The organism is Aquincola tertiaricarbonis (assembly GCF_000969605.1).
GTDB lineage: Bacteria > Pseudomonadota > Gammaproteobacteria > Burkholderiales > Burkholderiaceae_C > Aquincola > Aquincola tertiaricarbonis.
Genome location: NZ_JZUE01000005.1, coordinates 211557 through 225549, shown reverse-complemented (window position 1 = coordinate 225549; position 13993 = coordinate 211557). Strand labels below are relative to the sequence as shown.

Genomic DNA, 13993 nt, shown 5'->3' with positions numbered 1-13993 from the left:
TCCGTTGTTGTTCGTGGGCTGGCGCGGTGGCCCGGCTCAGGTCGGCAGGGGCGCCACCGCATCGAGCAGTTCGCTTTCGATCTGCAACTGTGCCTTGGATCGCTGCAACGCGCTGCCGTCCACCAGAAAGGTGTCTTCCACGCGCTCGCCCAGGGTGCTGATCTTGGCCAGCTGCAGGTTGATCTGGTGGCGCGCCAGCACCCGGGCGATGGCATACAGCAGGCCCGAGCGGTCGCTGGTGCTGACGGACAGCAGCCAGCGCTGCGCGCGCTCGTCGGGCCGCAGCGAGACCCGCGGCACGATGGGAAAGCTCTTGACCCGGCGCGACACCCGGCCGCGGCTGGGCTCGGGCAGCTGGCCGGTGCTCTGCAGCGCCTTCATCAGCTGCACCTCCACCAGCGAGATCAGGTCGCGGTAGCTGGAAGGCGTGTTGTCCATCTGCGGATGCACCACCTGGAAGGTGTCCAGCGCATAGCCGCTGCGCGTGGTGTGCACCTTGGCGTCCTGGATGTTGAAGCCGGCGCCGTCGAAGTAGCCGCAGATGCGGGCGAAGAGGTCGGCCCGGTCGGGGGCGTACACCAGCACCTGCAGGCCTTCGCCCACCGACGAGGCCCTGGCCCGCACCACCGGATCGGTGGCGGCCAGGTGGCGCCACAGCATGCGCGCATGCCAGGCGATGTCGATGGCGTCGTGGCGGGTGAAGTAGCCGAGGTCCAGCGTGGCCCACAGCGGTGCCTCGGTCTCGGGCAGCTGCGAGGCCAGGGCCAGCAGCGCGCGGGCCTCCGCCTTGCGCGCCTCGATCTCCGCGTCCACGTTGGGCTTGGCGCCGCCCAGCGCCCGCAGCGTGAAGCGGTAGCAGTCCTCCAGCAGCTTGCCCTTCCAGGCGTTCCACACCTTGGGGCTGGTGCCGCGGATGTCGGCCACCGTCAGCAGGTACAGCGCGGTGAGGGTGCGCTCGTCGCGCACCAGCGCCGCGAAGCGCTGGATCACGTCGGGGTCGGACAGGTCTTCCTTCTGCGCGGTGCGGCTGAGTGTCAGGTGGTGCTTGACCAGGAACTCGATCAGCTGGGCGTCATGGCGCTCGATGCCGTGGTCGCGGCAGAAGCGCCGCACCTCCACCGCGCCCAGGTCGGAGTGGTCGCCGCCGCGGCCCTTGGCCACGTCGTGGAACAGCGCGGCCACGTACAGCACCCAGGGCCGGTCGAACTGCGAGGCCAGCTGCGAGCAGAACGGGTACTCGTGGGCATGCTCGGGGATGAAGAAGCGCCGCACGTTGCGCAGCACCATCAGGATGTGCTGGTCGACCGTGTACACATGGAACAGGTCGTGCTGCATCTGGCCGACGATGCGGCGGAACACCCACAGGTAGCGGCCCAGCACCGAGGTCTGGTTCATCAGCCGGAAGGCATGCGTCTGGCCGCCCGGCTCGCGCAGGATCTGCATGAAGCGCGTGCGGTTCACCGGGTCGTGCCGGAAGGCCGTGTTCATCACGTTGCGCGCGTTGTACAGCGCCCGCAGCGTGCGGGCCGACAGGCCCTTGACGCCCACCGTCTGCTGGTAGACCAGGAAGGTCTCCAGCACCGCATGCGGGTCGCGCAGGTAGAGGTCGTCGCTGGCCACTTCCAGCATGCCGGCGCGGTCGAAGAAGCGGCCGTTGATCGGTCGCATCGGCAGGTCTTCCGAGCCGTTGATGCGCTCCTCGATGTTCAGCATCAGGATCTGGCTGAGCTGGCTCACCGCCTTGGCCGCCCAGTAGTAGCGGCGCATCAGCACTTCCGAGGCGCGCTGCCCGCCCGAGGAGCGATAGCCGAAGCTCTCGGCCACGGCCGTCTGCAGGTCGAACACCAGCCGGTCCTCGCGCCGGCCCGCCACCACGTGCAGCCGCGCGCGGATCAGCTTGAGCAGGCCTTCGTTGCGCTGCAGCTGCTTCACCTCGAAGGGCGTGATCAGGCCGTTGGCCGCCAGCTCGCTCCAGGTGCGGCCCAGGCCGGCCGCGCGGGCCACCCACACCACCATCTGCAGGTCCCGCAGGCCGCCCGGGCTTTCCTTGCAGTTGGGCTCCAGCGAGTAGGGCGTGTCCTCGTACTTCACATGCCGCTGCTGCATCTCCAGCGACTTGGCGCGCAGGAAGGCCTTGGGCTCCATCGCCGTGCCGATGTCGGTGCGGAAGGCCTGGAACAGCCGCTTGGCGCCGCACACGTAGCGCGACTCCAGCAGCGCCGTCTGCACCGTCACGTCGCGCGCGGCCTCGGCCACGCATTCCGCCACCGTGCGCACCGACGAGCCGATCTCCAGCCCGATGTCCCAGCAGGCGGTGATGAAGCCTTCCACCGACGAGCGCAGCGCATCGTTGGCGCCCAGTGCACTGTCGGCCGGCAGCAGCACCAGCACGTCCACGTCGGAGTAGGGGAACAGCTCGCCGCGGCCATAGCCGCCCACGGCCACCAGCGTGGCGCCCGGCGGCATGCCGGCATGCAGCCACAGGTCGGCCAGCGTGGCATCGGCATGGCGGGTGAGGCCGCGGATCAACCGCATGGCCGCGGGCGTGGTGGCCCGCGACTGGCGGAAGTGCTCGATCAACTGCTGCTTGGTGTCGCGGAAGCGTTGCCGCAGTGCGCCGACCCCGCCCGGCGCCGGCGCTGCGTTCAAGCGGGCGGACATGCGGTCAGGCCGAGACGGCCTTGGCTTCCGTGATGAAGGCCGGCGGCGGCGGCGTGCCGGCGGACTGCGTGAGGATCTCGTAGCCGGTCTCGGTGACCAGCACCGTGTGCTCCCACTGCGCGGACAGCGAGCGGTCCTTGGTGACGATGGTCCAGCCGTCGCCCATCTCGCGGATCTCGCGCTTGCCGGCGTTGATCATCGGCTCGATGGTGAAGATCATGCCGGCCTTCAGCTCTTCCAGCGTGCCCGGGCGGCCATAGTGCAGCACCTGCGGCTCCTCGTGGAACTTGCTGCCGATGCCGTGGCCGCAGAACTCGCGCACGATGGAGAAGCCCTGGTTCTCGGCGAAGGTCTGGATGGCGTGGCCGATGTCGCCCAGCCGCGCGCCGGGCCTGACCTTGGCGATGCCCTTCCACATGGCGTCGAAGGTGATGCTGCACAGCCGCTTGGCCGCGATGGAGCCTTCGCCCACGATGAACATGCGGCTGGTGTCGCCGTGCCAGCCGTCCTTGATGACGGTGACGTCGATGTTGACGATGTCCCCGTTCTTCAGCGGCCGGTCGTTCGGGATGCCGTGGCACACCTGGTGGTTGATCGAGGTGCAGATCGACTTCGGGTAGGGCGTGTAGCCCGGCGGCGCATAGTTCAGCGGCGCGGGGATGGCCCCCTGCACGTTCACGATGTGGTCGTGCGCCAGCTTGTCCAGGTGTTCGGTGGACACGCCCGGCTTGACGTGCTCGGTGAGCATGTCCAGCACCTCGGAGGCCAGGCGCCCGGCGATGCGCATGCCTTCGATGTCGGCGCCGGTTTTGAGGGTGATCGTCATGGCGCGGGATTATCCCATCGAGCTTCTAGAATCGCCGGCTCGCTTCCAGTCCCCCTGCCGCCGCCCCTGGCGCACTCACATGGCTGCCGTCTTGCCCACTTCTTCCAAGCATCTTTTGCATTTCGAGGGCGGCAACGCCTTGTCGCCCTTCCGTGCACAAGCGTTGCTGGCCCGGCTTTCGGCCATCAGCCCGCGCATCACCGGCGTGGCCGCGCGCCATGTGCACTGGGTGTGGAGCGATGCGCCGCTGGACGCCGCCACGCAGGACAAGCTGGCCGCGCTGCTGACCTATGGCGATGCCTACGCCGGCCCGGCAGACCGCGGCAGCGAGGGCCCGGCCATCGTGGTGATGCCGCGGCTGGGCACCGTCAGCCCCTGGGCCAGCAAGGCCACCGACATCGCGCACAACTGCGGCATCGCCATCCACCGGGTGGAGCGTGTCACCGAATACCGGCTGACGCTGAAGACCGGCCTGCTCGGCGGCAGCAAGCCGCTGACCGAGGCCGAACTGCAGTCCGCTGCCGCGCTGCTGCACGACCGCATGACCGAGAACGTGGCCTTCGAGCGTGAGGCCGCCGCCCACCTGTTCGACGAGCAGCCGGCCAAGCCGCTGGTGCACGTGGACGTGCTGGGCGCCGGGCGCGGCGCGCTGGTGCAGGCCAACGGCGAGTTCGGCCTGGCGCTGTCGGACGACGAGATCGACTACCTGGTCAACGCCTTCCAGAACCTCGGCCGCAACCCCAGCGACGTCGAGCTGATGATGTTCGCGCAGGCCAACTCCGAGCACTGCCGCCACAAGATCTTCAATGCCGACTTCACCATCGACGGCGAGCGCCAGCCGGTGTCGATGTTCGGCATGATCCGCCACACCGAGAAGACCAGCCCGCAGGCCACCGTCATCGCCTACAACGACAACGCGGCGGTGATGGAAGGCGGCGAGATCGAGCGCTGGGCGCCCGAGGGCTACACCAACGCACCGCAGTACACCGCACGCCGCGAGCTGTCGCATGTGCTGATGAAGGTGGAGACGCACAACCATCCGACGGCCATCTCGCCCTTCCCGGGTGCGTCCACCGGCGCCGGCGGCGAGATCCGCGACGAAGGCGCCACCGGCCGCGGCGCCAAGCCCAAGGCCGGCCTCACCGGCTTCTCGGTCAGCAACCTGAACCTGCCCGAGACCGACGAGCCCTGGGAACGCCAGCCCTACGGCAAGCCCGAGCACATCGCCAGCGCACTCGACATCATGATCGAGGGTCCGCTGGGCGGCGCCGCCTTCAACAACGAGTTCGGCCGGCCCGCGCTGGGCGGCTACTTCCGTGTGTACGAGCAGACGGTGGACGGCCTGCGCCGCGGCTACCACAAGCCCATCATGATCGCCGGCGGCCTGGGCGCCATCCGCGCCGACCAGACGAAGAAGCTGCCCTTCGGCCCCGGCACGCTGCTGATCCAGCTGGGCGGCCCGGGCATGCGCATCGGCATGGGCGGCGGTGCCGCCAGCTCGATGGCGGCGGGCACCAACGTGGCCGCGCTGGACTTCGATTCGGTGCAGCGCGGCAACCCGGAGATCGAGCGCCGCGCGCAGGAAGTGATCAACCATTGCTGGGCCCTGGGCGACAGCAACCCGATCATGGCCATCCACGACGTGGGCGCGGGCGGCATCAGCAATGCCTTCCCCGAGCTGGTGGACGGCGCGGGCCAGGGCGCCACCTTCGACCTGCGCAAGGTGCCGCTGGAAGAAACCGGCCTGGCGCCCAAGGAAGTGTGGTGCAACGAGAGCCAGGAGCGCTACGTCATCGCGCTGGACCCCGCCGGCCTGCCGCTGTTCGAGGCGATGGCCGAGCGTGAGCGCTGCCCGTTCGCCGTGGTGGGCGTGGCCACCAGCGACCGCGAACTGGTGCTGGAAGACGGCCCCGGCGGCGAGCGTGTGATCGACATGCCGATGGACGTGCTGCTGGGCAAGCCGCCCAAGATGCACCGCGACGTGCAGCGCGTGGCGCGCACGCTCGCCCCGCTGGACCTGGGCGCCGTGACGCTGGAACAGGCCGCGCTGGACGTGTTGCGTCACCCCACCGTGGCCAGCAAGCGCTTCCTCATCACCATCGGCGACCGCACGGTCGGCGGCCTGAGCCATCGCGACCAGATGGTCGGCCCCTGGCAGGTGCCGGTGGCCGACTGCGCGGTGACGCTGGCCGACTACGCCGGCTTCCGCGGCGAGGCGATGGCCATGGGCGAGCGCACGCCGCTGGCCGCGCTGGACGCACCGGCCTCCGGCCGCATGGCGGTGGCCGAGGCCATCACCAACCTGCTGGCCGCGCCGCTCGACCTGCCGCGCGTCAAGCTGAGCTGCAACTGGATGGCCGCCTGCGGCGAGCCGGGCGAAGACGCCGCGCTGTACGACACCGTCAAGGCCGTGGGCCTGGAGTTGTGCCCCGCGCTGGGCATCGGCGTGCCGGTGGGCAAGGATTCGCTGTCGATGCGCACCCGCTGGAGCGAGGGCGGGCAGGGCAAGCAGGTGGTGGCGCCGGTGTCGCTGGTGGTCACCGCCTTCGCCACGCTGGACGACGTGCGGGGCACGCTCACGCCGCAGCTGCAGCCGGGCGACACCACCCTGATCCTGGTCGACCTGGGCCAGGGCCGGCGCCGCATGGGCGGCAGCATCCTGGCGCAGACGCTGCAGCAGTTCGGCGATGCGGTGCCCGACGTGGACGACCCGGCCCAGCTCAAGGCGCTGGTGGCTGCCATCAATGCGCTGCGGGCCGACGGCAAGCTGCTGGCCTACCACGACCGCAGCGACGGCGGCCTGTGGGCCGCGGCCTGCGAGATGGCCTTCGCCGGCCACCTGGGCCTGAGCCTGAACGTCGACCTGCTGGTGACCGAAGGCGACGGCATCTCCGACAGCCGCGCCGAATACGGCGACTCGAAGAACTGGGCCACGCAGGTCAGCGCGCGCCGCACCGAGCTGACGCTGCAGGCGCTGTTCAACGAGGAGCTGGGCGCCGTCATCCAGGTGAAGACCGAGGACCGCGACGCGGTGATGGCCACGCTGCGCGCCCACGGCCTGAGCCGCCACAGCCATGTGATCGGCAAGCCCAACACCAAGGGCGTGGTGGAGGTGTACCGCGATGCCAAGGCGGTGTTCAGCGCGCCGCTGCAGCAGCTGCACCAGGCCTGGGACGAGGTGAGCTGGCGCATCGCCCGCCTGCGCGACAACCCGGCCTGCGCCGATGCCGAGCATGCGGCTGTTGGCGCGCCCGACGACGCCGGCCTGAGCCAGCACCTGACCTTCGACCCGGTCGAGGCCGTGACGCAGATGGCGCCGCTGGTGGGCATCGGCGGCGCGAAGCCGAAGATGGCCATCCTGCGCGAGCAGGGCGTCAACAGCCACGTCGAGATGAGCTATGCGATGTCGCTGGCCGGCTTCGATACCTTCGACGTGCACATGAGCGACCTGCAGTCCGGCCGCGCGCGGCTCGACCAGTTCCAGGGCTTCGTGGCCTGCGGCGGCTTCAGCTACGGCGACACGCTGGGTGCCGGCGAAGGCTGGGCACGCTCCATCCTGTTCAATCCGCAGCTGGCCGAGGCCTTCGCGGCCTTCTTCGGCCGCACCGACACGCTGGCGCTGGGCGTGTGCAACGGCTGCCAGATGCTGGCGGCGCTGTCGTCCATCATCCCAGGCGCCGATGCCTGGCCCAAGTTCACCCGCAACAAGAGCGAGCAGTTCGAGGCGCGGCTGTCGATGGTGGAGGTGCTGCAGAGCCCCAGCGTGTTCTTCACCGGCATGGCCGGCAGCAAGCTGCCGATCGTGGTGTCGCACGGCGAGGGATTTGCCGACTTCTCGCAGCGCGGCGACGCGGCGCGGGTGCAGCGCGCGATGCGCTTCATCGATGCCCAGGGCCAGCCGACCGAGGCCTACCCGGCCAACCCCAATGGCAGCCCCGACGGCCTGACCTCGGTGACCACGCCGGACGGCCGCTTCACCGCGCTGATGCCGCATCCGGAGCGGGTGTTCCGCAACGTGCAGATGAGCTGGACGCCCGGCGACGTGTCGGCGCACAGCCCGTGGCTGCGGATGTTCCACAACGCGCGCAGGGCGCTCGGCTAGACGGCGGCCCGCAAAGCGCGCTGCGCTTGCGGGCCCCTCGGGCGGGCAGTCAGCCCTTGGCCACGGCCTCGAAGCGGCCGCTGGCCGCCGAGGCGAACAGGGCGTCGATGATGCGCATGCCGGCCTCGGCTTCGTCCAGGCCGGCGGCGGTGGGCGCCTCGGCCTGCACCGCGCGGGAGAAGGCCTCCATCTGCAGCAGGTACTGGTCGGCCGGCGGCAGGTCGATCGTGCGCAGGCCGGCCGCATCCTCCAGCCAGTAGCGGGTGGGCGCGCCCTGCGCCGCGTTGAACGGCATCTCCACCTCCAGCCGGCCGGCGCTGCCCACCAGGTGCAGCCGCTGGTAGCGGTGGGCCTGGGTGCTGACGCTGAACACCATCTGCCCGCCTGGGCCGAAGTCGAGCACGCCGCTGGACAGGCGATCGGTGCCGAAGGCGGGGTCGCGTTCCATGGCGCACACCACACGCTCGGGCTCGCGCTCGAAGCACCAGCGCGCCGCGGCGATCGCATAGCAGCCGATGTCGTACAGCGCGCCGCCGCCGGTGGCCGCGATGTTGCGGATGTTGGCCGCGTCGTCGTTGAAGTAGGCGAAGGGCACCTGCATGAAGCGCAGGGTGCCGATGGCACCGCCGCGCAGCGCCTGCCGCACTGCCGTCCATTGGGGATGGTGGCGCACCATGAAGGCTTCTCGGATGTGCACCCGGCTGGCATGGGGGCGCAGCACCGCCAGCTCGGCGGCGTTCATCGAGAACGGCTTCTCGCACAGCACATGCTTGCCGGCCTGCACCGCGGCCAGGGTCAGCGGCACATGCAGGTGGTTGGGCAGCGGGTTGTAGATCGCGTCGACCTGCGGGTCGGCCAGCAGGTCCTCATAGCTGCCGTGGGCCACCGGAATGCCGTGCGCCTGGGCCGCCGCGTCGGCAGCGGCCTGGCTGCGCGAGGCGATGGCCTGCAGCTGCATCAGCCCGGGGTTCTGCCGCAGCACCGGCACGATGCGCCGCAGGCCGATGCTGGCCGTGGAGAGGATGCCCCAGCGCACCGGGCGTGGTTCAGTCGGTAAATGAGTCGATGCCATGTCAGGCGCCTCCGAACATGCCCACCAGCGCGCCCAGGGCCACCATCCAGATGGGGCTCAGCCGGGTACGCCACATCACCAGCACGGTGACGGCCACCAGCGCCATCGCGCCCGCGCTGCCGCGTGAGGGCTCGGTGAGCACCCAGCCGGTGGACAACAGCAGGCCGAGCGTCACCGGCGACATGCCGGCCACGAAGGCGCGCACGCCGCGGCTTTCACGTCGGCGTGCGCCCCAGCGGGTGGCGGTGAGGGCCAGCGTGGTGCTGGGAATCAGGCTGCCCAGCAGCATCACCGCCGCGCCCAGCAGGCCGCCCACGCCGTAGCCCAGCACCGGAATGAACAGCACGTTGGGACCCGGCGCCGCCTGCGCCAGGGCGATGGACGAGGTGAACTGCGCGTCGGTCAGCCAGCCGTGCTCGTTGACCAGGTAGCGGTGCATTTCCGGCGCGGTGGCGATGGCACCGCCGATGGCCAGCATCGACAGCAGCAGGAATTGCGTGAACAGGCCCAGCCAGTCGGCCCAGGCCAGCGCGTGCGGTCCGATCAGGAAGGTCATGGTGCGCGCCGCCCCAGCACCCACCAGGCCCAGGCGCAGGCGCCGCCGCCGATGAGCGCGATGACCCAGACCATCGGCACCCGCCAGCCGGCGATGGCGGCCACCGTGGCCACCGCCACCAGGCCGCAGGCGGTGCGGCCCATCGGGTTCTTCTTCAGCGCCGGAAGCAGCTTGACCGCGGTGGACAGCACCAGCCCGGCCGACACCGCGCCCATGCCGCGCAGCGCCCCGGCCACCATCGGCTGGCTGGCGAAGCCCACATACAGCACCGCCAGGGTCATGACCAGCAGCAAGGGCACGCCCAGCATGCCGCCGACCGCGGCGGCGGCGCCGCGCCAGCCAAAGAAGCGGTCGCCCACCATCAGCGCCACGTTGACGACGTTGGGGCCGGGCAGCACCTGGCCGATGGACAGCATCTCGACGAACTCCTCCCGCGTCAGCCAGCCCAGGCGCTCCACCAGCTCATGCTGGGCGATGGGCAGCACGCCGCCGAAGCCCATCAGGCTCATCCGGGTGAAGGCGCGGAACAGGTCGCGCGGGCTGGCAGGCTCAGCCATCGCGGCGCATCCGGTGCGTGGCCCAGGCGCTCAGCGCCAGCGCCGCCAGCAGCCACGCCAGCCCGATGCGGTGGAAGCCGCCGAAGGCAGCGGCGCCGGCCTGGCCCGCATGCGCGGCCACCAGCGCGCCGCCACCGGCCGCGCCCACCGCCTGACCCAGGTAGATGGCGGAGGTGTTGAGCGCCATCAGCGCGCCGGCCCAGGCCGGCGCGGCCTGGCCCAGCCGGGCCTGCTGCGCCGAGTTGCTGGAGAAGCAGCCCAGCGCCCACGGCACCAGCAGCGCGGCCATGGTCCCCAGGCTGGTGCCCAGCGGCCACAGCAGCATGGACAGCGCCATCAGCCCCAGGGCCAGGGCCACCGCGCGCGAGGCGCCGAAACGGTCCACATGGCGCGACAGCAGCACGTTGCCCAGCAGCCCGAAGGCGCCGAACCAGAGGAACAGCAGGCTGGTCTGCGCGCCGGTGGCGCCCAGCACCTGCCGGTAGTAGGGCGCGAAGTAGGAGAACACGGTGAACTGGCCGGCCGCCGAGAGCGCCGTCACCAGCACCATGGCCATCAGCGCCGGATGGGTGAACACCTCGCGCCAGGAGCGCAGGCTCATCGCCGGCGGGCGCACGCCGTCGGGCACCACGCGCCACACCCAGGCCGCGGCCACCAGCGCCAGCAGCGCCACCACGCCGAAGGCATAGCGCCAGCCGAAGGTCTCGCCGATGTAGCTGTGCACTGGCATGCCCACCACGCTGGCCACCGACCAACCCAGGAAGATGAAGGTGATGAGCCGCCCGCGCTCGGCCGGCGTGGCCAGCCAGGCGGCGGTGGCCGCGGCCTGCGGGGTGAACACCGCCGCGGCCAGCACACTGGCAGCACGCACCGGCACCAGGGCGGCGTAGCCCGGCATCAGCGCGGACAGCGCATGGCCGATCGCGTACCAGGCCAGCGCGAAGGTCAGCAGGCGGCGGCGGTCGAAGCCGCCCACGGCGGCGGCCAGCAGCGGCGCGCCGAAGGCCATGACCACCGCGGCGATGGTGATCAGCTGCCCGCCCACCGCCACGCTCACCTGCAGCGACCGGGTGAGGTCGTTCAGCGAGCCGGCGGTGACCATCACGCCGCAGCCGATCGCGAAGTTGCCGAACAACAGGGCCCACCGCAGCGCCGCCGTGGCCTGGACTGCGCCTGCGGCCTGCGGCACGGCCGTCACCGGTGCACCCGCAGCGCTTCAGGGTTCAGCAGGTTGGTGGGCTGCTGGTTGACGAAGTTGACGACGTTCTGGAAAGCGGCGCCGAAGTACAGCTCGTAGCTGTCCTGTTCCACGTAACCGATGTGCGGCGTGCATACCGCGTTCTCCAGTCGCAGCAGCGGATGGCCCTGCAGGATGGGCTCGCTCTCGAACACGTCCACCGCGGCCAGGCCCGGCCGGCCCTTGTTCAGGCCGGACACCAGCGCGTTCTCCTCCACCAGCTCGGCGCGCGAGGTGTTGACGAACAGCGAGGTGGGCTTCATGCGCGACAGGTCTTCCAGCGTGACGATGCCGCGGGTGGCGTCGTTCAGCCGCAGGTGCACCGTCAGCACGTCGCAGGTCTCGAAGAAGAATTCCTTGCTGACGGCGGTGGCCAGGCCGTCGGCCCGGGCGCGCTCCAGCGAAGGCTCGCGGCCCCACACCAGCACCTGCATGCCGAAGGCGCGGCCGAAGCCCGCCACCAGCTGCCCGATGCGGCCATAGCCCCAGATGCCCAGCGTCTTGCCGCGCAGCACCTGGCCGACGCCGAAGTTGGGCGGCATGCCCGCCGCCTTCAGGCCCGACTGCTGCCACGCGCCGTGCTTCAGGTTGCCGATGTACTGCGGCAGCCGGCGCATGGCGGCCATGATCAGCGCCCAGGTCAGCTCGGCCGGGGCCACCGGCGAGCCCGTGCCTTCCGCCACCGCGATGCCCAGCCGGGTGCAGGCTTCCACGTCGATGTGCGAGCCCACCTTGCCGGTCTGCGAGATCAGCTTCAGTTTGGGCAGTTTTTCCAGCAGTTGGCGCGGGAAGGCGGTGCGTTCGCGGATGAGCACCAGCACATCGGCGTCACGCAGGCGCACCGACAGCTGGCCGATGCCCTTGACCGTGTTGGTGAACACCTTCGCATTGAGCGGTTCGAGCAGCGACGCGCACTTGAGCTTGCGCACCGCATCCTGGTAGTCGTCGAGGATGATGATGTTCATGTGGCCGGGCATTGTGCCTCGGCCGCCCGCACGGCTTCAGAGCGTGGTGAAGCTGCTGGCCATGTAGGTGCCGGGCAGCACGCCGTCCAGGCTGCGGCGCAGGGCTTCGCGCAGGCGGGCGCCGTTGTGCGGGTCGCTGCGAAGCGCGTCGAATACCGCGGAGCGCAACAGCCACAGATCTTCCGGCATCTGCGCGCTGCGGACCTGTTTGCGCAGCCATTCCACGTTGGCGTCGGTGCTCTCGATGCCGGCCAGCACCTGCATGAACACCAGCTTGGTATCGACGAAGGCCTTGCGCGCGGTGATGCGGGCGTTCTGCTCGCTGGCCACGCCGCGCAGGCCGGCCACGGTGTAGTTGCGCGGCTGGCCCGGGGCCGCCGGCGTGAAGCGTCGGTCGCTCATGCGTCCAGCGCGCCGAAGCCCGAGCGCGGCGAGCGCGTGGGAAAGTGGTGGTTCAGGCGTTCCAGCCGGCGCTGGGCCTCGCTCTGGCTGTGGTGCAGCGACACCAGCTGGAACACCGCCGAACGCAGGTGCCACAGCTCGCGAGGCGAGCGCGCCACATGCACCCGGTCGATCAGCGTGGAGGCCTGCGGCGTGCCGATGTCCTTCAGGCTGGCCACGAAGTCGTCCTTGGTGCGCTGCAGCCGGCGGCCGCCGGGCGGCGTGAGGGCCGCCTGCCATGGCGCGGGTGCGGACACCCAGCGCATCAGCCGCGACCACACCGGATCGACCGGGCTGAGCACGGCCGGAGGGCAGACCTCCACCCGCGCGCTGCCGCTCGCCCGCAGGCGCCGCACTTGGAACAGGAGGTCGTTCAACATGGTCTCCGGGATATCGGCGCATGGCTTCGTGAATGAAGTCATTCTTTGCGGGTGCACGCACACGCAAAACGCCGATAAGGCGCGGGGAACCGGGCTTGTTGGGCCTTGGCCGAGAGGCCTGGGCGGCCGTGTCAGTGCGCGTCGATCTGCCCGTACAGCAGCTTGCGTTGGGCGGTGTAGGTCCACCACGGCGCCGCCGCGGCGCCGCGCATGAAGTCGGTGGCCGCCATGAAGGTGTCCAGCACGCAGGGATCCTGGCGCTTGCCGGTCTTGGCGCACAGCGCCTGGTACAGCACGAAGGCGTCGCGGCCCACGAGATCGCGCGGCGCATGGATGCCGATCAGCCGCAGGTCGGCCGCCAGGGCGGGGCCGATGTTGGGCAGCTGTTCCAGCGTCTGGCAGGCCGCGGCGCAGTCGGCCTTCGGCGCCTTGACCAGCGACTTGACCTGCGTGCGGGGCATCACATCAGCATCGTGTTGCGCACCAGGCCCACGGCCAGGCCTTCGAGCGTGAAGCTCTCGTCGGCCGACACGTCGATCGGTGCGAAATCGGGGTTTTCGGGCAGCAGGCGGATGCTGCTGCCCTTGCGCTCGAAGCGCTTGACGGTCACTTCGTCGCCCAGCCGGGCCACGACGATCTGGCCGTTGCGGGCTTCGCTGGCTTTCTGCACCGCCAGCAGGTCGCCGTCAAGGATGCCGATGTCGCGCATGCTCATGCCGCGCACGCGCAGCAGGTAGTCGGGCCGCCTGGCGAAGAGGCTGGCCTCCATCACGTAGGTCTGGTCGATGTGTTCCTGCGCCAGGATGGGGCTGCCGGCGGCCACGCGGCCGATCAGCGGGAGCGTGAGCTGGGCCAGGCTAGCCAGCGGCAGGCTGAACTGCCGGCCGCGGGCTTCGCGGGCCTCGTTCACTGCCTGCAGCATGCCGGTGGGCAGGCGGATGCCGCGCGAAGTACCGCCCACCAGCTCGATCACGCCCTTGCGCGCCAGGGCCTGCAGATGCTCTTCCGCGGCGTTGGCCGACTTGAAGCCGAGCTGCCGGGCAATTTCCGCCCGCGTGGGCGGCGCACCGGTGGTTTCGATGGCCGTGCGGACAAGATCGAAAATCTGCTGCTGGCGTTCGGTGAGCTTCGGGCGATCGGCCATCGGGGTTCCTGTGAATTCGTCCAGTGCCTGTATTCTTATCCAGCTTCCAAAC

The 13993-nt window shown here is 70.4% G+C and carries 12 protein-coding genes; 1 reads left to right on the top strand and 11 read right to left on the bottom strand.

Annotated features, from left to right (window positions below; genetic code table 11):
• Positions 1-36: 36 nt before the first annotated feature.
• Positions 37-2661 carry a [protein-PII] uridylyltransferase gene (locus VO99_RS08300; protein WP_046112347.1) on the bottom strand — a complete coding sequence of 875 codons (2625 nt, stop codon included), beginning with the start codon at positions 2659-2661 and terminating at the stop codon, positions 37-39.
• A gap of 4 nt (positions 2662-2665) precedes the next feature.
• Positions 2666-3487 (bottom strand): type I methionyl aminopeptidase, encoded by an 822-nt coding sequence (gene map / locus VO99_RS08295; RefSeq protein ID WP_046112346.1) that lies wholly within the window; start codon positions 3485-3487, stop codon positions 2666-2668.
• A 79-nt stretch (positions 3488-3566) separates the two neighbouring features.
• Here map and purL point away from each other — a divergent pair, with 79 nt between their 5' ends.
• Complete coding sequence (purL, locus tag VO99_RS08290) at positions 3567-7589, top strand: phosphoribosylformylglycinamidine synthase (protein ID WP_046112345.1); 4023 nt, start codon at positions 3567-3569, stop codon at positions 7587-7589.
• A gap of 49 nt (positions 7590-7638) precedes the next feature.
• On the opposite strand, the gene VO99_RS08285 is transcribed toward purL, so the two are convergent.
• The 9 genes from VO99_RS08285 to lexA form a co-directional block, all read right to left on the bottom strand.
• Positions 7639-8625 (bottom strand): Gfo/Idh/MocA family protein, encoded by a 987-nt coding sequence (locus VO99_RS08285; RefSeq protein ID WP_232315302.1) that lies wholly within the window; start codon positions 8623-8625, stop codon positions 7639-7641.
• Positions 8626-8662: 37 nt separating this feature from the next.
• Positions 8663-9217, bottom strand: a complete 555-nt coding sequence (locus tag VO99_RS08280; protein ID WP_046112343.1) for a chromate transporter — start codon at positions 9215-9217, stop codon at positions 8663-8665.
• Positions 9214-9774 (bottom strand): chromate transporter, encoded by a 561-nt coding sequence (locus tag VO99_RS08275; protein WP_046112342.1) that lies wholly within the window; start codon positions 9772-9774, stop codon positions 9214-9216. The genes VO99_RS08280 and VO99_RS08275 overlap by 4 nt, the downstream gene beginning before the upstream one ends.
• A complete protein-coding gene (locus VO99_RS08270) occupies positions 9767-10972 on the bottom strand; it encodes an MFS transporter (RefSeq protein WP_083440447.1) in 1206 nt (401 codons plus the stop codon). Before VO99_RS08270 ends, VO99_RS08275 begins: the two co-directional genes overlap by 8 nt.
• Positions 10969-11976 (bottom strand): D-2-hydroxyacid dehydrogenase family protein, encoded by a 1008-nt coding sequence (locus tag VO99_RS08265; protein ID WP_046112341.1) that lies wholly within the window; start codon positions 11974-11976, stop codon positions 10969-10971. The genes VO99_RS08270 and VO99_RS08265 overlap by 4 nt, the downstream gene beginning before the upstream one ends.
• 36 nt (positions 11977-12012) lie before the next feature.
• Positions 12013-12378, bottom strand: a complete 366-nt coding sequence (locus VO99_RS08260; protein ID WP_052736189.1) for a hypothetical protein — start codon at positions 12376-12378, stop codon at positions 12013-12015.
• Positions 12375-12797 (bottom strand): hypothetical protein, encoded by a 423-nt coding sequence (locus tag VO99_RS08255; protein ID WP_052736188.1) that lies wholly within the window; start codon positions 12795-12797, stop codon positions 12375-12377. Before VO99_RS08255 ends, VO99_RS08260 begins: the two co-directional genes overlap by 4 nt.
• A gap of 131 nt (positions 12798-12928) precedes the next feature.
• Positions 12929-13258 carry a helix-hairpin-helix domain-containing protein gene (locus VO99_RS08250; RefSeq protein WP_083440446.1) on the bottom strand — a complete coding sequence of 110 codons (330 nt, stop codon included), beginning with the start codon at positions 13256-13258 and terminating at the stop codon, positions 12929-12931.
• Positions 13258-13941, bottom strand: coding sequence for a transcriptional repressor LexA (lexA, locus tag VO99_RS08245; protein WP_046112340.1), 684 nt, complete (start codon positions 13939-13941; stop codon positions 13258-13260). Before lexA ends, VO99_RS08250 begins: the two co-directional genes overlap by 1 nt.
• Between the last annotated feature and the right edge of the window lie 52 nt (positions 13942-13993).